The organism is Nonomuraea sp. PA05 (genome assembly GCF_008086045.1).
GTDB lineage: Bacteria > Actinomycetota > Actinomycetes > Streptosporangiales > Streptosporangiaceae > Nonomuraea > Nonomuraea monospora.
Genome location: NZ_VSEY01000007.1, coordinates 209441 through 232919, shown reverse-complemented (window position 1 = coordinate 232919; position 23479 = coordinate 209441). Strand labels below are relative to the sequence as shown.

The window sequence follows — 23479 nt, the reverse complement described above, 5'->3', positions numbered from 1 at the left end:
TATGATCTTGTGAGCAGGGCCCGGCGGGCGTGACGGCGACGATCTTGCCGTACGCGTGCCTCCCGTACGCGCCTCGAACCGGACGCGTCTCGAAATCCGTACGCGTCTCGAAACGCGGCACGCGCCAGGAGCCGTGAGGCGCGCGCGATCAGGAGGCGCGGCGGAGCGAGGCGGCGATGGCGGCCGCCGCCGCTCCCGGATCGGGCGACCCCGTGATGGGCCGGCCGATCACCAGCAGGTCGGCGCCGTCCGCCAGCGCCTGCTCGGGCGTGGCGACCCGCTTCTGGTCCTGGGTGGCGGCCCCGGTGGGCCGCACGCCCGGCGTGATGAGCGTGATCTCGCCGCCCACCTCGGCCCGCACCGCCGAGACCTCGTTGGGCGAGCACACCAGCGCGGTGGCGCCCGCCTCGACCGACAGCGCTGCCAGGCGGCGCACGGCGTCGTCGGCGGGCCCGGCGACCCCGATGCGCTCCAGGTCGCCCTCGGTGAGCGAGGTCAGGATGGTGACGGCGGCGATCTGGGTGTGCGGCGCGGCCTCCACGGCCGCCCTGATCATGGCGGGCCCGCCGGCGGCGTGCACGGTCAGGATCGAGGGACGCAGCCGCGCCACCGCCCGCGCGGCGCCCGCGACGGTGTTGGGGATGTCGTGCAGCTTGAGGTCGAGGAACACGCGCACGCCGCTGGCCCCCCGCACGGAGGCGATCACGTCGGGCCCGTAGCGCAGGTAGAGCTCCAGGCCCACCTTGACCGTGCTGACATGGGGCGTGACCAGGGCGGCCCATCGGGCGGCGGTCTCCAGGTCGGGAGCGTCGAGAGCGACGGCGATGGGTGCGGGGGTCAAGACGTGCTCTCCAGAGGTTCGGGAGTCAAGGCGTGCTCTCCTCGGTATCGACTAGCAGGTGCCGGGGTGCGCTCCCCGGCGGGCGGTGCGCCAGGCCGACGGCGTCGGCCAGCCGCTGGAAGCCGCGGGCCCTCAGGAGCTCCTCAAGCTCGCGTTCGATGCGCAGGCAGGCGTAGGGGTCGTGGAACAGCGCCGTGCCCACTCCGACGACGCAGGCGCCCGCCAGGACGAGCTGGAAGGCGTCCTTGCCGGTCATGACGCCGCCGACGCCGATCAGCGGCACCCCGGGCAGGGCGGCGTGCACCTGCCAGACACACCGTACGGCCAGCGGCAGGATGGCCGGCCCCGACAGCCCGCCGGTGACGGCGGCGAGCGAGGGCCGCAGCGCCTCGGTGTCGATGGCCATGCCCAGCGGATTGTTGATCATGGACAGCGCGTCGGCCCCGGCGTCCACGCAGGCGCGGGCGACGGAGACGATGTCGGCCACGTCGGGCGCGAGCTTGCCGACGACGGGCACGTCGTAGCGCATGATGGAGCGCACGGAGGCGATCACCTCGGCGGCGGCGCTGCCCTCGCGGGCGAAGACGCGCCCCCTGTCCTCCATGTTCGGGCAGGAGAGGTTGACCTCCAGCGCGGTCACCCCGGGCGCGTCGGCGAGCCTGCGGGCCAGCTCCGAGTACTCGGCGACGGTGCCGCCGCCGATCGAGACGATGGTCTTGATGCCCCGCTGGGCCAGCCAGGGCAGCTCGCGCTCCAGGAACGCGTCGATGCCAGGCCCCTGGAGGCCGACGGCGTTGAGCATGCCGGAGGGCGTCTCGGCCATGCGCGGCGTGGGCCGGCCGGCGCGCGGGGCCATGGTGATCGAGCGGGTGGTCAGCGCGCCGAGCCGGTGCAGGTCGAAGAACTGGGCCAGCTCGCGGCCCGAGGAGGCGCAGCCGGCGGCGGTGGTGATGGGGTTGGCCAGCTCCACGTGCGCCAGGAATGTCCGCATATCAACCGACATGTCGAGCACCGCCTCCGGGGGCGCCGAGCGCGTCGAACGGGATCGTTCCCACGTCCTCGAAACGCACCCGCTCCCCCCGGAACACCGGCCCCTCCGCACACGCCCTGACCATCCTGGTCGCCCCGTCGTCACCGATGACGGGCAGCACGCACGTCATGCACACCCCGATCCCGCAGGCCATGGCCTCCTCGACCGCCACCTGCACCGGGATGTCGAACTCCATCGCCACCGCCGTCACCGCCCGCAGCGTCTCCATGGGCGCGCAGGCGTACACGACGTCGGCCCGCGTGTCGGCGATCACCGAGGGCAGCGCGTCGGTGACCTTGCCGCGCAGGCCCAGCGAGCCGTCCTCGGTGGTCAGCGTGGTCGTCTCGGCCATCCTGCGGGCCCGCATCGCGCCGAAGACCCGCTCCGCCCCGGCGCCGCCGAGCACGAAGTCCACCCGGCAGCCCCGCTCCAGCAGCGCGTCGGCCAGCGGGAACAGCACGGCGGAGCCGTACTCGGAGCCGACCAGCACGCAGTGGACCGGGTCGCGCGGCAGCGGGAAGGGCCGCCCTAGCGGCCCCACCAGGTCGAGCGTGTCACGGGCGCGCCGCTCGGCCAGCCAGGCCGTGCCTGAGCCGCGCACGGTGAAGACCAGCTCCACCGTGCCGCCGTAGTCGGACTTCACGTCGTGGATGGACAGCGCGCGGCGCGTCACCATCGACGAGTACGGCCCGCCGACCGCCACGGAGACGAAGTGGCCGGGCCGGTAACGCTCGGCGATGCCGGGCGCCACCACCGTCAGCGCATGGTAGGCGTCGACCCGGCGCGTCGTCAGCACCGTGCCCGTCACCTGCACCGGTGTGCCGGCCAGTCGTCTTCACCTCCCGTGCGGGGTCAGCCCCGGAGTGCCTGTGCGTGCTCCTGGAGAGACCGTACGCCGACGTCGCCGCGCACGATCGCCTGGATGCCCGCCGCCGCCGCCGCGAGGCCCGAGACCGTGGTGATGCACGGGATGCCGCGCAGCACGGCGGCCGTGCGGATCTCGTAGCCGTCGAGCCGCGGCCCCGACTGGCCAGGGCTGCCGAAGGGCGTGTTGACGATCAGGTCGACCTCGCCGTCGAGAATGGCCTGCACGCTCGTGGGCTCACCTCCGGGACCCGTCCCCTCGCTGTGCTTTCGCACGATCTTGGCATGGACACCGTTGCGGCGCAGCACCTCGGCGGTCCCCTCGGTGGCCAGGATCTCGAATCCGAGATCCGCGAGCGCCTTCACAGGGAAGATCATCGCACGCTTGTCCCTGTTGGCCACGGATACGAACGCGCGTCCCTTGGTCGGGAGCTGCCCGTACGCGCCCGCCTGCGACTTGGCGAAGGCGATGCCGAAGAACTCGTCGATGCCCATGACCTCGCCCGTGGAGCGCATCTCGGGCCCGAGGACGATGTCCACGCCGCGGAAGCGGTTGAACGGCAGCACCGCCTCCTTGACCGCGATCGAGGCGTCGAGCGGAAGCGTGCCGCCGTCGCCCTCGGCGGGCAGCATGCCCTCCTCACGCAGCGACGCGATCGACGCGCCGAGCATCACCCTGGCCGCCGCCTTGGCCAGCGGGGTGCCGGTGGCCTTGGACACGAACGGCACGGTGCGGCTGGCGCGCGGGTTGGCCTCCAGCACGTACAGGATCCCGGCGTGCATGGCGTACTGGACGTTCAGCAGCCCGCGCACGCCCACCCCTGAGGCGATGGCCTCGGTGGCGGCGCGGATGGCCTTGATGTCGGCGCCGCCGAGCGTGATCGGCGGCAGGGCGCACGCCGAGTCGCCGGAGTGGATGCCGGCCTCCTCGATGTGCTCCATGACGCCGCCCAGGAACAGCTCCTCGCCGTCGTAGAGCGCGTCCACGTCGATCTCGATGGCCTCGTCGAGGAACTTGTCGACGAGCACCGGGTGGCCGCCCTCCTGGGCCGCCATGTACGTGCTGAGCGTCTGCTCGTCGTACACGATGGCCATGCCGGCCCCGCCGAGCACGTACGAGGGCCGCACGAGCACCGGGTAGCCGATCTCCTCGGCGATCTCCAGCGCCTCGGCCACGGTCAGCGCGGTGCCGTGCTTGGGCGCGGGCAGCCCGGCCTCGGCCAGCACCCGCCCGAACGCGCCGCGCTCCTCGGCCAGGTGAATGGACTCGGGCGAGGTGCCGACGACGGGCACGCCCGCGTCCTTGAGCGCCTGCGCGAGGCCGAGCGGCGTCTGGCCGCCGAGCTGCACGATCACGCCCGCGACCGGCCCGGTCTGCTGCTCGGCGTGCACGACCTCCAGGACGTCCTCCAGGGTGAGCGGCTCGAAGTAGAGCCGATCGGAGGTGTCGTAGTCGGTCGAGACGGTCTCGGGGTTGCAGTTGACCATGACGGTCTCGAACCCGGCCCGCGACAGCTCGAACGAGGCGTGCACGCACGCGTAGTCGAACTCGATGCCCTGCCCGATGCGGTTGGGCCCGGAGCCGAGGATGATGACCTTCTGGCGCTCCCCTACGGGGACCTCGGTCTCCTCGTCGTAGGTCGAGTAGAGGTAGGGCGTCTTGGCGGCGAACTCGGCGGCGCAGGTGTCGACCGTGTTGTAGACCGGCCGCAGCCCGAGCGCGTGCCGCAGGTCGCGGACCCTGGCCTCGTCGATGCCGCGGATCTCGCCGATCTGCAGGTCGCTGAAGCCCAGGTGCTTGGCCCGGCCGAGCACCTCGGCGGTCAGGTCGTCGGCCGCGCCGACCGCCTGGGCCTCCTCGTGCAGCAGGAAGAGCTGGTCGATGAACCACGGGTCGACGCTGGTGGCCTCGTACAGCTCATCGGGCGTCGCGCCGGCCCTGATGGCCTGCTGCATCGTGCGCAGTCTGCCGTCGTGCGGGGTGCGGCAGGCGTCGAGCAGCTCGTCCTTGGACACGACGTCGCCCGCCCAGGTGAAGGAGGACTCCTTCTTCTCCAGCGAGCGCAGCGCCTTCTGCAGCGCCTCGGGGAACGAGCGGCCGATGGCCATGGCCTCGCCCACCGACTTCATGTGCGTGGTGAGGGTCTGGTCGGCGCCCCTGAACTTCTCGAACGCGAAGCGCGGGACCTTCACCACGATGTAGTCGAGCGTCGGCTCGAAGGAGGCCGGGGTCTCCTTGGTGATGTCGTTGGGGATCTCGTCGAGCGTGTAGCCGATGGCCAGCTTGGCCGCGATCTTGGCGATCGGGAAGCCGGTGGCCTTGGAGGCCAGCGCCGAGGAGCGCGACACGCGCGGGTTCATCTCGATGACGATCATGCGGCCGGTGCGCGGGTCCACCGCGAACTGGATGTTGCAGCCGCCGGTGTCGACGCCGACCTCGCGGATGACCGCGATGGCGACGTCGCGCATGTTCTGGTACTCGCGGTCGGTCAGGGTCAGCGCGGGCGCCACGGTGACGCTGTCGCCGGTGTGCACGCCCATCGGGTCGATGTTCTCGATGGAACAGACGATGACGACGTTGTCGGCCTTGTCGCGCATGACCTCCAGCTCGTACTCCTTCCAGCCGAGGATGGACTCCTCCAGGAGCACCTCGGTGGTCGGGGAGGCGTCGAGCCCGGCGCCGGCGATGCGGCGCAGGTCCTCCTCCGTGTACGCGAAGCCGGAGCCGGCGCCGCCCATCGTGAACGAGGGCCGCACGACGACGGGGTAGCCCAGCTCGTTCGCGGCGGCCAGGCACTCGTCCATGGTGTGGCAGATGGCCGACCTGGCCGACTCGGCGTTCAGGCCGTGCTCGCGGGCGACCTTGGCGACGATCTCCTTGAACTTCTCGCGGTTCTCGCCCGACTGGATCGCGTCGAAGTCGGCGCCGATCAGCTCGACCTCGTACTTGTCGAGCACGCCCGACTCGTGCAGCGCCACGGCGGTGTTGAGCGCGGTCTGGCCGCCCAGCGTGGGCAGCAGCGCGTCGGGCCGCTCCTTGGCGATGATCTTCTCGACGAACTCGGGGGTGATCGGCTCGACGTACGTGGCGTCGGCGAACTCCGGGTCCGTCATGATCGTGGCGGGGTTGCTGTTGACCAGGATCACGCGGAAGCCCTCGGCCCGCAGCACGCGGCACGCCTGGGTGCCCGAGTAGTCGAACTCGCACGCCTGGCCGATCACGATCGGCCCCGAGCCGATCACCAGGACCGACTGGATGTCCTCACGCTTTGGCACGGGTCATGACCTCGCAGAACTCGTCGAAAAGATAGGCGGCGTCGTGCGGGCCGGCGGCGGCCTCCGGGTGGTACTGGACGCTGAAGGCGCGGCCGTCGAGCAGCCGCAGCCCCTCCACACAGCGGTCGTTGAGGTTGACGTGGCTCACCTCGGCCTGCCCGTACGGGGTCTCGAACGGCCCGTCGAGCGGCGCCTCCACCGCGAACCCGTGGTTGTGCGCGGAGATCTCCACCTTGCCGGTGCGCACGTCCTGAACCGGCTGGTTGACGCCCCGGTGGCCGTAACGCAGCTTGTACGTGGACAGCCCGAGCGCTCGCCCGAAGAGCTGGTTGCCGAAGCAGATGCCGAAGAACGGCACCTTGGACTCCAGCACTCCCCGCAGCGCCGACACGTCGGCGGTGGCGGGGTCGCCGGGCCCGTTGGAGAAGAACACGCCGTCGGGCTCGACCGCCATGATCTGCTCGTAGGTGGCGTCGGCGGGCAGCACGTGCACCTCGCAGCCGCGCTCGGCCATCCGGTGCGGGGTCATGCCCTTGATGCCCAGGTCGACGGCCGCGACCGTGTAGCGCTTGGGGCCGACGGGGGGCACCACGTAGGTCTGCCCGGTGGCGACCTCGCCCGCCAGGTCGGCGCCCTCCATGCGGGGCGACTGCCGTACGCGCTCGACGAGCTCCCCGACCGGCGCCTCGGGCGCGCTGAAGATGCCGGCGCGCATCGCGCCGCGCTCGCGCAGGTGGCGGGTGAGCGCGCGGGTGCCCGGGATGGCGATCCCGACCACGCCCTGCTCCTTGAGGTAGTCGTCGAGCGAGCGGTTGGCCCGCCAGTTGGAGACCACCCTGGACGGCTCGCGCACGACGTAGCCGGCCACCCAGACGCGCCTGGACTCGGGGTCCTCGTCGTTGACGCCGGTGTTGCCGATGTGCGGCGCCGTCATGGCGACGATCTGCCGGTGGTAGGACGGATCCGTGAGGGTCTCCTGATAGCCGGTCATGCCGGTGTTGAAGACCATTTCGCCGAACGTCTCGCCTTCGGCGCCGTATGGGGTTCCGTGGAAGACGCGGCCGTCTTCCAGCACGAGCACCGCAGTGTTCAAACCAGCTTCCCTTCGAGAACGGTCGGCCTGCCGCGCAGGAACGTGGCCACTACCCTGCCGGGCAGCGTCATCCCCTCGTAGGGGGTGTTCCTGCTCTTGGACGCGAAGGCGGACGGATCGACCTTCGTGCGCGCGGACGGGTCGTACAGCGTGATGTTGGCCGGGGCGCCCACCTCGATCGGCTGCCCCTGCCCGGCCAGGCGCCCGATGCGGGCGGGCACGACGGACATGCGCTGGGCGAGGCCGGCCCAGTCGAGCAGCCCGGTCTCGACCATGGCCTCCTGGACCACGCTGAGCGCGGTCTCCAGGCCGACCATGCCCATGGCGGCGGCCGACCACTCGGTCTCCTTGTCCTCGACCGGGTGGGGCGCGTGGTCGGTGGCCACGATGTCGATCGTGCCGTCGGCCAGCGCGGCACGCAGCGCCTCGACGTCCGCGCGGGTGCGCAGCGGCGGGTTGACCTTGTAGATGGGGTTGTAGGCGCCCACCGGCGACTCCTCCACGAGGTCGTCGGTGAGCAGCAGGTGGTGGGGGGTCACCTCCGCGGTGACGTTCCAGCCCTTGGACTTGGCCCAGCGGATGATCTCGACCGAGCCGGCCGTGGAGACGTGGCAGACGTGCAGCCGGGAGCCGACGTGCGCGGCCAGCAGGCAGTCGCGGGCGATGATCGCCTCCTCCGCGACGGCGGGCCAGCCGGTCAGGCCGAGCCTGCCGGAGACGACGCCCTCGTTCATCTGGGCGCCGGCGGTGAGCCTGGGCTCCTGGGCGTGCTGGGCGACGACGCCGTCGAACGCCTTGACGTACTCCAGGGCGCGGCGCATCAGCACCGCGTCGTCCACGCACCTGCCGTCGTCGGAGAAGACCCGCACGCGGGCGGCGGAGTCGGCCATCGCGCCCAGCTCGGCGAGCTGCCTGCCCTCCAGGCCGACGGTGACGGCGCCGACGGGGTGCACGTCGCAGTGGGCGAACTCGCGGCCCAGCCGCCACACCTGCTCGACCACGCCGGCGGTGTCGGCGACGGGCGAGGTGTTGGCCATGGCGTGCACGGCGGTGTAGCCGCCGCGGGCGGCCGACTGGGTGCCGGTCTGCACGGTCTCGGCGTCCTCGCGGCCCGGCTCGCGCAGGTGCGTGTGCAGGTCGACGAGGCCGGGCAGCGCGATCGCGCCCGCGCCGTCGACGGTGTTCTCGCCCGCCAGGCCGGGGCCGATCTCGGCGATCGCCCCGTCGGCGACGCGGATGTCCACGGGCTCGCCGCCCAGGATCCTCACGTTGCGAATGATCATGCGGTTTCTCCCCCGAGCAGCAGGTACAGGACGGCCATGCGGATGGTCACACCGTTGGCGACCTGTTCGACGATCGTGGATCGCGCCGAGTCGGCCACCTCGGCCGCGATCTCCATGCCCCGGTTCATCGGCCCCGGGTGCATGACGATCGCCTCGTCGGGCATCTTCGCGAACCGGTCCCTGTCGAGGCCGTAGCGGCGGGAGTACTCGCGCTCGCTCGGGAAGTACGCGGCGTTCATCCGCTCCTTCTGCACCCGCAGCATCATCACCGCGTCGGACTTCGGCAGCACCGCGTCGAGGTCGTAGGAGACCTCGCACGGCCAGGTGCCGACGGAGACGGGCAGCAGCGTGGGCGGCGCGACCAGGGTGACCTCGGCGCCGAGCGTGTGCAGCAGCAGCACGTTGGAGCGGGCGACGCGGCTGTGCAGCACGTCGCCGACGATGGTGACCCTGCGGCCCTCCAGGCTGCCCAGGCGGCGGCGCATGGAGAAGGCGTCGAGCAGCGCCTGCGTGGGGTGCTCGTGGGTGCCGTCGCCGGCGTTGACGACGCTGCCGCGCACCCAGTTGGCCAGGCGGTGCGGCGCGCCGGAGGCGCCGTGGCGGATGACGACCGCGTCGGCGCCCATGGCCTCCAGGGTCAGCGCGGTGTCCTTGAGCGACTCGCCCTTGGACACGCTCGACCCCTTGGCGGAGAAGTTGATCACGTCGGCGGACAGCCGCTTGGCCGCCGCCTCGAACGAGATCCGGGTGCGCGTGGAGTCCTCGAAGAACAGGTTGACCACGGTGCGCCCGCGCAGCGTGGGCAGCTTCTTGATGGAACGTTCCGAGACCCTCGCCAGCTCCTCGGCGGTGTCGAGGATGAGCAGCGCGTCGTCCTTGGCCAGGTCTCCGGCCGAGATCAGGTGGCGGTTCACCGGGCGCCCCCCTTCATCAGCAGGACGGCGTCGCGGCCGTCGATCTCCTGGAGGTAGACCTTGACCTTCTCGCTCTTGGCGGTCGGCAGGTTCTTGCCGACGTAGTCGGCGCGGATGGGCAGCTCGCGGTGGCCGCGGTCGACCAGCGTGGCGAGCTGCACGGCGGTGGGGCGGCCGAGGTCGTTGAGCGCGTCGAGCGCGGCGCGCACGGTGCGGCCGGAGTAGAGGACGTCGTCGACGAGCACGACGACCTTGCCGTCGATGCCGTCGGGGGGCAGCTCGGTGGGGCCGAGCGGCCGCACGGGCCCGCTGCGCAGGTCGTCGCGGTACATGGTGATGTCGATGGAGCCGACGGGGATCTTGACGCCTTCGAACTGCTCGATGCGGTCGCCGAGCCGGCGCGCCAGCGTGGCGCCGCGGGTCGGGATGCCGAGGAGGACGACGTCGCCCGCGCCCTTGGTGCGCTCGAGGATCTCGTGCGCGATCCGAGTCAGCGCCCGGTGGATGTCCGGGGCCTCCAGCACGGCCCTGGAGTCATCCATGGATGTGGACATGGCGAAGCTCACCACCTTTCCCGCCTCACGGGACGGGTCTTAAAAGGGTGTTGGTCGGGACACACAGTACCAGGGGCTACCAGGTACAACGCGAGCGCCTCCCGCCGGCGTCCGCGGATCGGGGACCTTCCTGATCAGGTAATTTCCCGCGCCGCGCGGTGTCGGCGCGGTTCGCGCCGGGCACGATCACCCGGCGCGCGGGGCGGCGGTCGAGCGTGACTTCCGCTCTTTTGAGGGGGATACAGCACAGATGACGTTCCATGTCGATTCCGAGGTCGGGCACCTGCGGCAGGTCCTGCTGCACAAGCCCGACCTGGCACTGAAACGGCTGACGCCCACCAGCAAGGACGCCTTCCTCTTCGACGACGTGCTGTGGGTGCAGCGCGCGGTCGAGGAGCACGAGGAGTTCCAGCAGGTGCTGACGAGCCGCGGCATCCGCGTCCACCTGCTGGCCGACCTGCTCAGGGAGACCGTCGACATCCCCGAGGCGCGCAAGCACATCCTGGACGCGGTCATCGACGAGCGCTGGCTCGGCCCGGTCGCCATCGACGACATCCGCAACACCCTCGACGGGATGGACGCGGCCACCCTCCAGGTCTACCTGACCGGCGGCATCACCAAGCGCGAGCTCGTCTCCATGGGCTGCGACCCCAAGTCGGTGACCTTCCACGCCACCGGCGAGGACGGCTTCATCCTGCCGCCCCTGCCCAACCACCTGTTCACGCGGGACACCTCGTGCTGGATCTACGACGGCGTGTCGATCAACGCGATGAAGAAGAAGGCCCGCATGCGGGAGACGGTCAACATGGAGGCCGTCTACATGTACCACCCGACGTTCGCCGGCGGCTTCGACCGGCCCGGGCAGGGCGGCTACCACTGCTGGATGCCCGGCCAGTCGGTGGCCCCCGCCACCATGGAGGGCGGCGACGTGCTGGTCATCGGCCGGGGCGCGGTGCTGGTGGGGATGAGCGAGCGCACCCAGCCCCAGGCCGTCGAGATGCTGGCGCAGCGGCTGTTCACGGCCGGTTCCGCGCGGCGGATCGTGGCGCTCGACATGCCGAAGGCGCGGGCGTTCATGCACCTCGACACCGTGATGACCATGCTCGACGTGGGCGTGTTCACCAAGTACGCCGGCCTGGGCATGCTGCCGGCGTACACGATCGAGCCCGGTGAGACGTCCAAGGAGCTGAAGGTCACCGACCACCCGCCCGAGGACATGCACAAGGCCATCGCGCGCGCCCTCGACCTGCCCGGCATCAAGGTCCTGACGCCCAGCCAGGACGTCTACGCCGCCGAGCGGGAGCAGTGGGACGACGGCTGCAACGGGCTGGCGCTGGAGCCAGGCGTGGTCGTGGCCTACGAGCGCAACGCCACCACCAACCACTACCTGCGCGACAACGGCATCGAGGTGATCACGATCAGGGGCAGCGAGCTCGGCAGGGGGCGCGGCGGGCCGCGCTGCATGAGCTGCCCGCTGGAGCGCGACGCCGTCTGACGGGCGGTTCCGAAGGAGGATCGGCATGCGGGTCATCGTGGCGCTGGGCGGCAACGCGGTGCTGCGGCGCGGGCAGCGGCCCGACGCCGACGCGCAGCTCGTCAACGTGCGCGCCGCCGCCAGGGCGCTGGCCGGCCTGGCCGGCGAGCACGAGCTGGTCATCACCCACGGGAACGGCCCGCAGGTCGGCATGCTGGCCCTGCAGAGCGCCGCCGACCCCGGCCTGAGCGGGCCGTACCCGTTCGACGCGCTCGGCGCGCAGACGCAGGGCCTGATCGGCTACTGGATGCAGCAGGCCCTGCAGAACGCGCTGCCCGGCAGGCAGGTGCTGGCCATGGTCACGCAGACGCTCGTGTCGGCCGTCGACCCGGCCTTCGCCGACCCCGCCAAGTTCGTCGGCCGGGTCTACGAGCAGGAGGAGGCCGAGAAGCTGGCCGCCGAGCACGGCTGGACGGTGCGGCAGGACGGCCCGCACTGGCGGCGCGTCGTGCCCTCTCCCACCCCGCAGCGCGTCGTCGAGACCCGGCTGATCCGGCGGATGGTGGCCGAGGGCGTGATCGTGGTGTGCGCGGGCGGCGGCGGCGTGCCGGTCGTCCGCGACGAGCGCGGCCGGCTGACCGGCGTCGAGGCCGTGGTCGACAAGGACCTCACCACCGCGATGCTGGCCGAGGCGCTGGAGTGCGACGCCTTCCTCAGCCTCACCGACGTGCCACGCGTCATGCGGGGCTTCGGCACCCCCGAGCAGAGCGAGATCGGCCACACCACGCCGCACGAGCTGCGGGCGCTCGACTTCCCCGCCGGATCCATGGGGCCGAAGGTGGAGGCCGTCTGCCGGTTCGTGGAGACGACCGGCGACATGGCTGCCATCGGCCGGCTCGAGGACGCCGAGCGCATACTCGGCGGCTGCGCGGGCACCATCGTCACGCCCAACGGCCGGTGGCCGCTGACGAGCACGCTGTAGGGGGTGCCCGATGACGCTGACCCGGCGGCTGCTGCGTACCAAGCCGACCGAGCGGATCGTGGCCGAGGGCGGGCACGGCGAGGGCGGCGAGCTGCGGCGCACCATGTCCCTGTGGCAGCTCACGCTGTTCAGCGTCGGCGCGACGCTGGGCACCGGGATCTTCGTCATCCTCGGGCAGGCGGTGCCGAAGGCGGGGCCCGCGGTGGTGCTGTCGTTCGTGCTGGCGGCCGTCACGGCGCTGTTCTCCGCGCTGTCGTACGCCGAGCTGGCCGGCACGATCCCGGTGTCCGGCTCGTCCTACTCCTACGCGTACGCGACGCTGGGCGAGCTGGTGGCCTGGATCTGCGGCTGGTGCCTGATGCTGGAGTACGCCGTCTCCGTGGCGGCCGTGGCCGTGGGCTGGGGCGAGTACCTCAACTCGTTCCTGTACTCGCTGTTCGGCTTCACGCTGCCCGACGCCATCACCCGCTCCCCCGGCCAGGACGGCGGAGTGATCAACGTCACGGCGATCGTCATCGTGCTGCTGACCACCTGGCTGCTGCTGCACGGGGCCTCCGAGAGCGCCAAGGCGAACGCCTTCTTCGTGCTCATCAAGATCGCGGTGCTGCTGTTCTTCTGCGTGGTGACGTTCACCGCGTTCGAGTCGGGCAACCTCACGCCCTTCGCCCCGCTCGGCGTGGCCGGCATCACGGCCGCCGCCTCGCAGGTCTTCTTCTCCTACATCGGCTTCGACGCCGCCTCCACGGCCGGCGAGGAGGCCAGGAACCCCAAGCGGGACCTGCCGCTGGCGATCATCCTGTCACTGGTCATCGTGACGGTCGTCTACGTGCTGGTGGCCCTGGCCGCCGTCGGCGCGATGCCGTGGACCGAGTTCGACCCCGACAACACCGAGGCGAGCCTGTCGTACGTCGCCAACCTCGCCATGGGCGCCACCTGGCCCGGCCTGATCGTCTCCTTCGGCGCGGTCATCGCCATCGCCAGCGTCGTGCTGACCGTCATCTACGGGCAGACCCGCATCCTGTTCGCGATGTCCCGCGACGGGCTCATCCCGCGCGTCTTCCAGAAGGTCGATCCGCGCAGGCAGGTGCCCGTCGCCAACACCCTCATCGTGGCCGGGTTCATCTCCGTGCTGGCCGGGCTGGTGCCCCTCGGGCAGCTCGCGGAGGCGACCAGCATAGGCACGCTGTTCGCCTTCGCCATCGTCAACGTCGGCGTGCTCGTGCTCCGCTACCGCAGCCCCGAGCTGCCGCGCAGCTTCCGCACGCCGCTGTTCCCCGCCACGCCGGTGCTGGGCGCCGTCATGTGCGTCGTGGTCATGGCGGGGCTGGCGGGGGTGACCTGGCTGGCGTTCGGGTTGTGGATGCTCGCGGGGCTGGTCTGCTACTTCCTGTACGGCTATCGCCATTCGCGGCTGAACGACGAGGTGCGCTGAATGAGGCTCGACGACGTGCTGGCCGGATACGTCCCGGGAGCCCGGGGGCGGGACGGGCTGGCGCTGGCCGTACTGCTGGCGGAGCAGGCGCACGCGCGGCTGACGGTGGCGACCGTGCAGCCGCCCGCCCGCTCGACGCCGGGGCCCGCCAGGGCCGAGGAGAGCGCCTGGCGCGCCTACCTGCGCGAGCAGGCCGACGCCACGCTCGCCCAGGCCCGCGAACTGGTGGGCGAGCTGGGAGGTGGACCTGGCGGCGGGGGTGCCGAGTTTGTCGCGCACACCCACAGGGGCAGCGGGCGCGGGCTCGTGGAGCTGGCGCGCGGGCGCGGCGCCGACGTCGTGGTCATCGGCTCGGCCTCGGGCAGCGGCAGGGGGCGCATCTCGGTGGGCAGCACCGCCGACCAGCTTCTGCACTCCTCCTCCGTTCCCGTCCTGCTCGCCCCGCGCGGCTACGGCGACCAGCCGCCGGCCGCCTTCGACCGCCTGACCGTCGCCTACCGGCGCGGCCCCGGCTGTGACGCGGCCGTCAAGGACGCGGCCGGGACTGCTGCGGCGCTGGGCGTGCCGCTGCGTCTGGTGACGCTGGTGATCAGCAGTGGCAGGCGGGCGAGGATCGAGGAAGAGATGCTCGTACGCCTGCGCGACCAGGCGGCGGCCGACCTCCACGCGGCGGCGCGGGGACGGCAGCCGTCGGGACGGCCGGCGGGGCGGGCCGTGGAGGTCGAAGTGCTGGAGGGCCGCAACGTGGCCCAGGCACTCGGCACGACCTCGTGGCTGCCTGGCGAGATGATCATATGCGCTTCCAGCGACACGGGACCACTGAGGCGGGTGTTCCTCGGGGACACCTCGATGAAGATCGTCCGGGCTTCGACCTGCCCTGTCATGATTCTCACCAGGGAGCCCTGACCGCCGGAATTTCTCGTCAAACTCTGACGAAGTCACCGTTGTCAGTGGGACATGAGGGGCGATTGTGGCGTTCACTACCGGACCGGATTCGGCATCTTTTTTCCAATCAGCTTGACCTTAGGCGTCCACCCCTTTACCGTCACTGTGCGTAACCACACCGCGCGGCGTTCTGGGGTAAACCCAGAGCCATGGCTACCGATGGTGCCGAGCCTGGCACCAGACCCCCCGGTGGCCCGGGCATACGCCGCAAGGGAGCACAATCTACTGAGAGCGATACATACGAGAGCCGGGGGGCCACACGATGCCGTCTGAGTACGCAAAGTCGCTGGGTGCACGACTCCGCGCCATCCGCACCCAGCAGGGCCTGTCCCTGCATGGAGTCGAAGAGAAGTCGCGTGGCAGGTGGAAAGCCGTAGTCGTTGGCTCTTACGAGCGTGGCGACCGAGCGGTGACCGTGCAGAAGCTTGCCGAACTTGCCGACTTCTACGGGGTGCCCGTATCCGAGCTGCTGCCGGGCGGAGCCGCCCCCAGCCCGCTCGGGCCGACGCCCAAGCTTGTGATCGACCTGGAGCGGCTCGCGACGCTGCCCAAGGAGAAGGCCGGCGCCCTCGCCCGGTACGCCGCCACGATCCAGAGCCAGCGTGGCGACTACAACGGCAAGGTGCTGTCGATCCGCCAGGAGGACCTGCGCTCCCTGGCCGTGATCTACGACAAGTCGCCGAGCGAGCTCACCGAAGAGCTCATCAGCTGGGGCGTTCTCGACGCCGAGGCCCGCAGGGCCGTGGAGTCGTTCTGACGTTCTGAGACCGTCCGGGGTCTTGGGGCTTCGTCGTCCTGGTTTTGAGGTCGCCCGCTCCGACCGGGGGCTCGTCGCATCGTCGGCGAGCCCATCGGCATTTTCCGGGTGCTGCGATCGAGGGGTTTTCGAGCGACCCGGACGGGAAAGCCCGCACATGCGGCGGCGGCCTCAGGACACGAAGCCAGGCCCGGGCGCGGTAGCGAGCCTCAGGTGCGGTTGCGAGCCCGCAGACACGCTGACGAGGCCCGCGGACGCGACGGCGAGCCCCAGGACACGACGGCCAGGCCCGCGCAGGACGCGATGGCCAGGCCAGCGGGCGCGGTGGCGGGCCCAGGGGTGCGGGGGCGAGGCCCGCAGAGGCAGCAGCGAGCCTCAGGACGCGAACGGCGGGCCTTCAAGGCGGGCCGTGAGCCGCGTCAAGGCGCGGACCGCGCCTCAGGAAGCCCTCTTCAACCCGCCAACGGCACATCCACCGGCAGTTGCGGCTGGGACGGAACCCCCAAAATGCCCTCAACGGTCGCCACGAACGTCTCGGCCTCAGCCAAGATCTCCTCAGCGTCCGCCGCACTGACCCGCCGCACCATCCCCGCCTCGGCCGCGGCCCGCTTGGCGGCGGTGGTGGCGAAGTAGGTGGCCCACTGCTCCAGCGACGGCTCCGCCTCAGGCAGGAGCTCCCACGCGCTGCGCAGCCGCCGGCGGCGGCCCTCGGCAGGGCGGGGCCGGGCGGCGAGGATCGCCGCTGCCGCTCGCAGGGCCGCCAGGTGGGCGGCCACATATCGGGATGCCGGGGTGCGAGCGCCGGTCGCCTCCGCCAGGCACGAACGTGAATCGGTCAGGTGTGCCCGAACCGCAGGCGACAGCCGGGGCCCGGGCGTTTCTCTAGGCCGTGGTGCCATCTTGCGCGCCTCCTTTGGAGTCGTGGGCGACGCCGGCTTCCGCGCCGATGGAGCCAACAATCGCAGACGCCACCGACATTTCCGCCGGGCAGGCCGGACGAGGAGCTTCCCCTCTCCCCGTCCGGCCAGGACACGCCCACTCGTCTCCGCCGACGACGAGGACGCGCCCTTCGCCCGAGGAGCCTGGCCGCGGGAAAATCGCTTGGGGAAGCGAACGGCCCGCGACCAGGTCCCAGGTGACGTTGAGCCGCGAGCCTCACCGTCACTAGGTCGAACATAATTTCGATCACGGCCTGTTGTCAACCGAACCACGAACATAGGTTCGATGATGTTGACGGGAAAGCGGCGCGAACCCCGGCGCACACGAAAGAGCCGCCGCCGCGAGTCAGGGATGCGGCGACGGCGAAGCGGTGTTGTCAGGGCGTTGTCAAGGCGCGGCCCGCGTCAGGAGACCGAGATCGCCCCGGACGGGCAGAGGGTCACAGCCCGGCGCACGGCCTCCTCCAGCTCCTGCGGAGGCTCGTCCTGGAGCAGCACGACCGTGCCCTCGTCCTCGCTCTGGTCGAACACCTTCGGCACCGTCAGCGCGCACATGCCCGCGCCGATGCACACCGTGGTATCTGCCTTGATTTCCATCGTGACCTACCAAGTGACAGGGAGGCGGTGCACTCCGTAGATGCTCATGTCCGAGCGCATCGGCACCTCCTCGGGTGTTACCGCCAAGCGTAGGCCAGGCAGGCGCCGCAGCAGCGCAGGGTAGGCGATGCGCATCTCCGCCCGGGCGAGCTGCTGGCCGAGGCACTGGTGGATGCCGTGGCCGAAGGTCAGGTGACCGCCGGCGGGCCTGGTGAGGTCGAGCCGCTCCGCGTCGGCGAAGCGGGCGGCGTCGCGGTTGACGGCGGGCAGGTGGATGGCGACGTTCTCGCCGGCGGCGATCGTGACGCCCTCGATCTCGACGTCCTCCAGCGCGGAGCGGATCGGGCCGAGGTGGATGATCGTGAGGTGGCGCAGCAGCTCCTCGACGCCGTTCTCCACCACGGACGGGTCGTCGCGCATGGCGGCGAGCTGGTCCGGGTTGGTGAGCAGCGCGTACGTCCCGAGCCCCAGCATGTTGGCGGTCGTCTCGTGCCCCGCGATGAGCAGCAGGACCCCGACCCCGGCCAGCTCCTCGTCGCTCAGCTCCCCGCTCTCGATGAGCCCGCCGAGCAGGTCGTCGGCCGGTTCCTTGCGTTTGCGCTGGACGAGCCCGTACAGGTAGGCCGAGATGCCGCCGAGCGCGGCGATGGCGTCGTCGGCCTTGGCGTCGAGGCTGGCCAGCACCTTGGTGTCGGCCTGGAACCGGTCGCGGTCCTCGTACGGCACCCCGAGCAGCTCGCAGATGACCAGCGAGGGGATCGGCAGCGCGAACTCCTGGACGAGGTCAGCGGGCGGCCCCGCGGCCTCCATGGCGTCGAGGCAGGCCTCGGTGATCTCCTCGATGCGCGGCTCCAGCGTCTTCATCCGCCGCACCGTGAACTGCCCGGTCAGCAGCCTGCGGAAGCGGGTGTGGTCGGGCGGGTCCATGCGCAGGAAGAACCCGGGCGGCACGCGGAACTTCTCCGGCCGGGTGGCCAGCTCCATCCTGGCGGACGGGATCGGCGGGTGCATGTGCTCGGGCCGGTTGCTGAAGTGCGGGCTCGCCAGGACGGCGCGGGCCGCCGCGTAGCCGGTCACGAGCCAGCCCTGGTGGCCGTCGGCGTACGTCATGCGGTGGATCGGCGCCTGTTGTCGCAGGGCGGTGACTTCGTCGGGCGGGTCGAGCGGGCGCTGGCGGGCGGTGGGCAGGGTCAACGGTGACATGTTCCGCTCCTTTCCGAGTCCTCCCCCCTAGAAAACCTCACTCGATGCAAAACTTCAATGGGTGAAAACAATAAGGACGTGCAGTATAGTTCCGGCATGGTGGAAGGGCTCCGGGAGCGCAAGAAGCAGCGCACGCGGCAGGCGCTGATCGAAGGGGCGCTGCGGCTGTTCGAGGAGAAGGGCTTCGAGGAGACCACGCTCGCGGAGATCGCCGAGCAGGCCGACGTGTCGACGCGCACGTTCTTCAGCTACTTCGCCAGCAAGGAGGACGTGGTCTTCTACGACACCGCGTCCCGGCTGGAGCTGGCGCTCACGGCGATGGAGAGCCGGCGGCCCGACGAGACGGTGACCGGCGTGCTGCTGCGGGTCATCGAGGAGAGCTTCGAGCAGGCCACCGCGTACCAGTACCTGACGGCGGAGGAGGCGGCGCTGCGGGTGCGGCTGATCCTCACCGAGCCGGCGCTGCAGGCGCGCGCGCTGCTCATGCTGTTCGACACCCAGCTCAGGCTGGCCAGGGCGCTGCACGAGGCGTTCCCCGACCTCCCGCTGGCGGACGCCGCGGCGGCGGTGGGCGCGCTGATCGGGGCGATCAAGCTCTCCGTGATGGCCACCCTCGAGGAGGAGCAGTCGATGGCGGACCTGTGGGTCACCGCGCGCCGTGCGGCCGAGATCACCATCAGCGGCCTGCACACCCTCGGATAGCGAGGGATGGGGGCAAGGCTGTCGCAGGAGGGGAAGCGGATGGCGGGAAGCGGTCGCCTGGCGGGGCTCGTCCTGCTGGCTCTGGGGCCGGTGCTGGCAGCGGCGTACGCGGGCGCGGGCCACGTGGCCGTCCGGGCGGCCGTGCGCGCGCAGCTCGCGGGCCCCGGCTGGCAGGGCGGCGGCGTCGACGAGTCGGGGCTGACCTCGCTGGGCGTGGACACGTGGCGGCTGACCTGGTGGACCGCGGCGGTCGTCGGCCTGGCCGCCGTCGCCTACCTCGTGTTCGGGGTGCTGTTACAGCGCGAGAGACGCGGCCGGACGCTGATCCTCGTGGTGTCGGGGGTGCTCATCGTCCCGTACGCGCTGGGCTTCGGCGTCGCGCTGTTCAATCCCGTCGTGTTGCTGGCCAATCTGTACGAGTCGCCCGACTTCCTGGCGGGCCTGCCCGCGTGGCAGCCGTACACGGCCTGGCTGCTGCTGGCCGGAGGGCTGGCGCAGGCCGTGGGGATGGTGCTGGCCGCCGCGCAGGGCAAACGCGCCGCCGCCGCGGACATGGCGCCGGTCGAACAGGCAGAGCCGAGCCTGCCGCCGGTCGACGAGCAGCGTTAGGGGCGGGCGGAGCCGAGACCCGCTCGTACGGCCTGCGCGATCAGCTCGCGCACCGGAGTCGGCGCCTCCAGCAGCCCGGGCAGGTCGCTGCGCCCGGCCTCCAGCAGGCCCGCGCCGATGTTGGCGAACGTCGACATCGTGTGCCCCGCCTGGTACGCCTCCAGCCCGGCCAGTTCCCCCCGCGCAACCCCCATCGGCACCGGCAGGTAGGCCACCGGCCGCCCGAGCACCTCGGTGAGCACCCCGGCCAGGTCGTGCCCGCCGACCGCCGCCACGCCCTCCAGCTCGTACGTCCTGCCCGCGTGCCGCCGCTCCCCGCCCGACTCGACGTCCCGCCACGCCTCGGCCGCCACGCGCACGGCCACGGCCGCCAGGTCCTGCCTGGCCACCGCCGACACCTTCCCCTCGCCGAGCGGCGCCGCGAACACCCCGCTCTCGGCCGCCATGGCGGCGCCGGCCAGCGCCAGGCCCGCAGGGATCTCCGCGTACAGGGCGTTGCGCAGCACCGTCACGTCGAACGGCGCCTCGGCCAGCCGCGCCTCGGTCCACCGGTGGGCCAGCGCGATCGTGAGCCGCTCCCCCGACCCGGCCAGACTGGTGTAGATCACGTGCTCGACGCCCGCCGCGGCCACCGCCCGCACGACGGCGCCGTGGCGGGCCAGCACGACGTCGTCCTCGGCGTACCCGGCCGACACGAACACCAGCACGCGCGCGCCCTCGAACGCCCGCTCCAGCGTCTCCGGGCTGTCGAAGTCGGCGTGACGCACCCCCGTGCCGTCACCCTTGCTGCTGGCGCCCGTCACCGCCGGCCCCACCGCGGCCCGCAAGCCGTCGAAGATCGCTCCGCCCAGCGCCCCGGACACGCCCGTCACGACAATCATGATTCCCCCTAATGTGGATTTGCCAGGTGAAACGAACCCAGCATGGGCGAGGCTCCGCGCCCGCCGTAAGGAGGCACTCTCATGTCAGTCGCGCACACGGAGGTAACCCCCCAGGTCGCGGGGCCGTGCGGGGACGACGACTGCGGCATCAGGGACGTGCTCGACCGCATCGGCGACAAGTGGACGGTGCTGGTGCTGGTGGAGCTGGCCAAGGGGGTGCGGCGGTTCAGGGAGCTGCACAGGGCGGTGCCGGGCATCTCGCAGCGCATGCTGACGCTGACGACCAGGCGGCTGTGCCGGGACGGGCTGGTCGAGCGCACGGCGTACGCGACGATCCCGCCGCAGGTCGAGTACCGGCTGACGCCGATGGGCCGCAGCCTGGCGGAGGCTGTGCAAGGGCTGGCCGACTGGTCGCGCGAGCACAAGGACGCGATGCGGGACGCCCGCGCCCGCTGGGACGCCGGCCATCCCGATGAGGATCCCGCCGCCGCCTCATGACGGACGGCAGCGCGTCCAGGTCGTCCAGCCGTGCCCGGAGCCGGTGGGCGTCCAGCCCGCGGGAGGCGGTCCGGCGTCCTGCGGGACGACGGCGGTGCAGGCGCCCTCGGGCGGGGTGCCCTGGTAACGCTCGATCCGCGTCCACCACACCCGGTACGACAGCGGCACCCAGACGTTCCATTTCACCCCGGCCTCCACCGCCACCCGGCCCGGCGGTGACGGCGCGGGCAGGCCGTCGGGGCCGGGCGTGGGCGGGGCGGGCGCCAGGTGCGCGACGAACGCCACGTGGATCAGCGCCAGGACGCCCGCGGTGAGCAGCGCGGGCCGCCGGACCAGGGCCGCCGCCGCCAGGCAGGCCAGCAGCGCCAGCGCGGACAGGGAGGCGGCGGTCAGGTCCAGGGCGTCCGGGACGCCGGTGAGAAAGATCACTTCGGGGAAGTCGAAGGCGATGAAGGCGTGCCTGCGGAGGCGGTCGCCCGCGTACCAGGCGGCCACGCCGCCGGTCACGGCGAGCAGCCCGGCGGCGGCCGTCACGTACCGCGGCACACTCCGTCGTCCCGTGCGGAGCAGCACGAGCATGCCCGCCAGCGTCCACGCCACCGCGACGCACGCCAGGTAACGCCCGTAGGCGAAGTTGCCGACCCGGTGCTCGTCCGGCAGGGCGGCCGAGGAGGCGTACGCGATGCCCAGGGTCGTCGCCAGCAGCACCCCGGCCAGGACGCGCGGCGCGAGCGGCGCGGCCCGCCGGGTCAGCAGGGCCACCGCCCCGGCCAGGCCCACGCCCGCCAGCCCCCACGTGCCCGCGACGAGGTACCAGAGCTGTCCCGCGGCTCCCGACAGCGCCCACGCCTGCCCTTCCAGGCTCGTCAGGCGCTCCACCAGCAGCGCCGACAGGTCACGTGGCCCCCGGGGGTAGAGGGCGGCCCGCAGCGCCCCGTTGAGCGCGTCCCCCGCCACCGCACCGGCGACCGTGGCGGCCGGCGTCGCGATCAGGGCGGCGCGCGGCAGCCTGCGCCACAGCGCGACCGTCACGAGCAGGCACACCGCCACGATCACCGTCCCGCGCAGGTGCACGGCCATCGCGTACGCCGCCAGCCCGCCCGCCGCCGCCCCTGCCCACACCCGCCGCCGCGCGGGCCCGTCCGCGACCAGGTCGTGCAGCGCGGCCAGCCATCCCAGCACGACCACGGGCAGGACGGCGTCGGCCAGCGCGAACCCGGAGAACACCAGCACCGCGGGCGACAGCCCTGCCGCGAACGCCACCGCCAGCGCCGCCCGCCCGCCCAGCCGCGACCGCCGCAACAGCGCGTACGCCACCGGGTACGCACCGGCCCCGGCCACCGCCCCCACCCCGACGGCCAGCCGGTAGGCGAGTTCGGGGTCGGAGGTCAGCCAGAAGATCGGCACGAGCAGCAGCGCGTACCCGGCGTGGTAGAAGGTCGAGCCGGACAGATCGGCCGCCGCGCCGCCGGCCAGCCAGCGGGCGGCCAGCAGGTAGCCGGTCTCGTCCGGGTTCGCCACGGGCGTCGCGTGGTAGCGGTGCAGCCATAACCGCAGCGCCACCTGCGCGACCCAACCGGTGGCCAGCAGCCACCACACCCGTGTTTCAGGCCCGTTCGCGCGCTCGGGCACGACGGGCGTACGCACCAGAAAAGCCGTAGTCATGAGATCCCCCCAGAGTCCGGGGGAAGCTCACCAGAGCACGGATAACCGGCCCGTCACCGATTTCGGTTATGCGGAGGTTATGCGGGTTCAGGCACGCTTGTACGCGCCCCTGACGTGCACAGGGACACCCTTGCCCAGCAGCCCGGGCAGCTCCGCGGCCACGTTCATCGGCATCCGCACGCAGCCGTGCGAGGCCGGGTAGAGCGGCACCGACAGCGCGCCGTGGAAGGCGATGCCGCCGTTGAAGAAGATCGGGTTGTACAGCTCGCCGAGGTACGACTTGTGCCAGCCGCTGGCCCGCCACGTCGTGCGGTAGTTGCCCGTCGGCGTGCGCGCCGAGCCGCAGAAGCGTTGCTCCTTGCCCTGCCAGTCGGCGGTCTCGCAGTAGGGGACGCCGCTGCCGGACGAGACGTGGGTGATCAGCTTCACCTCGCCGCGCACGTACAGCACCATGATCTGCTTGGTCAGGTTGACCTCGGCGCGGGTCGCCTTGCCGTTCGGCACCAGCACCTTCGGCGCGCGCGGCGTCTCCAGCGCCTCCCAGGTGCGCTTGGCGACGGTGCTGGTCGGCTTGATGCCGTTGACCTTCTGGAACGCCCAGACGGCGGCCAGCGTGGTGCCGCCGTACTGGCCGTCCACCTTGCCGGGGCGGTAGCCGAGCTCGGTCAGCCGCTCCTGCATCCAGGTGACGGCCTTGCCCTTGGCGCCTAGTTTGAGCGTCTTGCGCGGCGCGGAGACGGCGGCGGGAGTGACGGCGGACGGCCCCTGCTGGGCCGCGGCGGCCGGTGGGGACTCGGGCAGCGGCGCCTCCGCCTGCCGTACCGCGTGCTGCGTTCCGCAACCCGAGACGACGACCGTGCCGGCCGTCAGAAGAGCAGCCACGCCGGGCAGCCGTCGAACCCGCACCCGTACCACCTCTCCTAAAGAACGGATCAGGGGAC

The 23479-nt window shown here is 71.8% G+C and carries 22 protein-coding genes; 8 read left to right on the top strand and 14 right to left on the bottom strand.

The genetic code is table 11. The features are described from left to right. Positions 1–148 precede the first annotated feature (148 nt). From pyrF to pyrR, 8 genes are read right to left on the bottom strand one after another with little or no spacing between them, the layout of a single operon-like run. Entirely contained in the window at positions 149–841 is a 693-nt protein-coding gene (pyrF, locus tag FXF51_RS13730; RefSeq protein ID WP_148434787.1) for an orotidine-5'-phosphate decarboxylase, read from the bottom strand. A 25-nt stretch (positions 842–866) separates the two neighbouring features. Continuing rightward, positions 867–1844: a dihydroorotate dehydrogenase gene (locus FXF51_RS13725; protein WP_148434785.1), complete on the bottom strand. Its 978-nt coding sequence runs from the start codon at positions 1842–1844 to the stop codon at positions 867–869. Next, complete coding sequence (locus FXF51_RS13720; protein WP_148434783.1) at positions 1834–2700, bottom strand: dihydroorotate dehydrogenase electron transfer subunit; 867 nt, start codon at positions 2698–2700, stop codon at positions 1834–1836. Before FXF51_RS13720 ends, FXF51_RS13725 begins: the two co-directional genes overlap by 11 nt. Before the next feature lie 23 nt (positions 2701–2723). Continuing rightward, a complete protein-coding gene (carB, locus tag FXF51_RS13715) occupies positions 2724–6011 on the bottom strand; it encodes a carbamoyl-phosphate synthase large subunit (RefSeq protein WP_148434781.1) in 3288 nt (1095 codons plus the stop codon). Beyond that, positions 5998–7104: a glutamine-hydrolyzing carbamoyl-phosphate synthase small subunit gene (carA, locus tag FXF51_RS13710; RefSeq protein WP_148434780.1), complete on the bottom strand. Its 1107-nt coding sequence runs from the start codon at positions 7102–7104 to the stop codon at positions 5998–6000. The genes carB and carA overlap by 14 nt, the downstream gene beginning before the upstream one ends. Continuing rightward, positions 7101–8387 carry a dihydroorotase gene (locus FXF51_RS13705; RefSeq protein WP_148434778.1) on the bottom strand — a complete coding sequence of 429 codons (1287 nt, stop codon included), beginning with the start codon at positions 8385–8387 and terminating at the stop codon, positions 7101–7103. The genes carA and FXF51_RS13705 overlap by 4 nt, the downstream gene beginning before the upstream one ends. Next, a complete protein-coding gene (locus FXF51_RS13700) occupies positions 8384–9301 on the bottom strand; it encodes an aspartate carbamoyltransferase catalytic subunit (protein ID WP_148434776.1) in 918 nt (305 codons plus the stop codon). The genes FXF51_RS13705 and FXF51_RS13700 overlap by 4 nt, the downstream gene beginning before the upstream one ends. Further along, positions 9298–9855, bottom strand: a complete 558-nt coding sequence (gene pyrR, locus FXF51_RS13695; RefSeq protein ID WP_148434773.1) for a bifunctional pyr operon transcriptional regulator/uracil phosphoribosyltransferase PyrR — start codon at positions 9853–9855, stop codon at positions 9298–9300. The genes FXF51_RS13700 and pyrR overlap by 4 nt, the downstream gene beginning before the upstream one ends. 250 nt (positions 9856–10105) lie before the next feature. On the opposite strand from pyrR, the gene FXF51_RS13690 reads away from it, so the two are divergent. The 5 genes from FXF51_RS13690 (at position 10106) to FXF51_RS13670 (ending at position 15445) form a co-directional block, all read left to right on the top strand. After that, a complete protein-coding gene (locus FXF51_RS13690; protein WP_148434771.1) occupies positions 10106–11350 on the top strand; it encodes an arginine deiminase in 1245 nt (414 codons plus the stop codon). A 25-nt stretch (positions 11351–11375) separates the two neighbouring features. Continuing rightward, a complete protein-coding gene (gene arcC, locus FXF51_RS13685; RefSeq protein WP_148434769.1) occupies positions 11376–12311 on the top strand; it encodes a carbamate kinase in 936 nt (311 codons plus the stop codon). 10 nt (positions 12312–12321) lie between these two features. After that, entirely contained in the window at positions 12322–13743 is a 1422-nt protein-coding gene (locus tag FXF51_RS13680; RefSeq protein ID WP_148434767.1) for an amino acid permease, read from the top strand. Beyond that, positions 13744–14649, top strand: coding sequence for a universal stress protein (locus FXF51_RS13675; protein WP_148434765.1), 906 nt, complete (start codon positions 13744–13746; stop codon positions 14647–14649). A gap of 301 nt (positions 14650–14950) precedes the next feature. Beyond that, positions 14951–15445, top strand: a complete 495-nt coding sequence (locus FXF51_RS13670) for a transcriptional regulator (RefSeq protein WP_026214021.1) — start codon at positions 14951–14953, stop codon at positions 15443–15445. A gap of 452 nt (positions 15446–15897) precedes the next feature. Here the strand turns inward: FXF51_RS13670 and FXF51_RS13665 are convergent, their stop codons facing one another. The 3 genes from FXF51_RS13665 to FXF51_RS13655 form a co-directional block, all read right to left on the bottom strand. After that, positions 15898–16344 carry an SAV_6107 family HEPN domain-containing protein gene (locus FXF51_RS13665; RefSeq protein WP_148434763.1) on the bottom strand — a complete coding sequence of 149 codons (447 nt, stop codon included), beginning with the start codon at positions 16342–16344 and terminating at the stop codon, positions 15898–15900. Between the two features lie 444 nt (positions 16345–16788). Continuing rightward, positions 16789–16980: a ferredoxin gene (locus FXF51_RS13660; RefSeq protein ID WP_148434761.1), complete on the bottom strand. Its 192-nt coding sequence runs from the start codon at positions 16978–16980 to the stop codon at positions 16789–16791. A gap of 6 nt (positions 16981–16986) precedes the next feature. Continuing rightward, positions 16987–18183 carry a cytochrome P450 gene (locus FXF51_RS13655; protein ID WP_148434759.1) on the bottom strand — a complete coding sequence of 399 codons (1197 nt, stop codon included), beginning with the start codon at positions 18181–18183 and terminating at the stop codon, positions 16987–16989. Between the two features lie 96 nt (positions 18184–18279). Here FXF51_RS13655 and FXF51_RS13650 point away from each other — a divergent pair, with 96 nt between their 5' ends. Beyond that, complete coding sequence (locus FXF51_RS13650) at positions 18280–18885, top strand: TetR/AcrR family transcriptional regulator (RefSeq protein WP_148434757.1); 606 nt, start codon at positions 18280–18282, stop codon at positions 18883–18885. Between the two features lie 39 nt (positions 18886–18924). Further along, complete coding sequence (locus tag FXF51_RS13645) at positions 18925–19494, top strand: hypothetical protein (RefSeq protein WP_148434755.1); 570 nt, start codon at positions 18925–18927, stop codon at positions 19492–19494. On the opposite strand, the gene FXF51_RS13640 is transcribed toward FXF51_RS13645, so the two are convergent. Then, positions 19491–20375, bottom strand: a complete 885-nt coding sequence (locus tag FXF51_RS13640) for an NAD(P)H-binding protein (RefSeq protein WP_148434753.1) — start codon at positions 20373–20375, stop codon at positions 19491–19493. The genes FXF51_RS13645 and FXF51_RS13640 overlap by 4 nt on opposite strands. A gap of 81 nt (positions 20376–20456) precedes the next feature. Between FXF51_RS13640 and FXF51_RS13635 the strand changes: the two genes are divergently transcribed. Then, a complete protein-coding gene (locus tag FXF51_RS13635) occupies positions 20457–20873 on the top strand; it encodes a winged helix-turn-helix transcriptional regulator (protein WP_148434751.1) in 417 nt (138 codons plus the stop codon). On the opposite strand, the gene FXF51_RS60765 is transcribed toward FXF51_RS13635, so the two are convergent. Together FXF51_RS60765 and FXF51_RS13625 are read right to left on the bottom strand one after the other, a co-directional pair. Continuing rightward, positions 20868–22538 carry a hypothetical protein gene (locus FXF51_RS60765; RefSeq protein WP_187414356.1) on the bottom strand — a complete coding sequence of 557 codons (1671 nt, stop codon included), beginning with the start codon at positions 22536–22538 and terminating at the stop codon, positions 20868–20870. The two genes, FXF51_RS13635 and FXF51_RS60765, sit on opposite strands and share 6 nt — an antisense overlap. 87 nt (positions 22539–22625) lie before the next feature. Beyond that, positions 22626–23444 carry a L,D-transpeptidase family protein gene (locus FXF51_RS13625; protein ID WP_262379500.1) on the bottom strand — a complete coding sequence of 273 codons (819 nt, stop codon included), beginning with the start codon at positions 23442–23444 and terminating at the stop codon, positions 22626–22628. Positions 23445–23479: the final 35 nt, after the last annotated feature.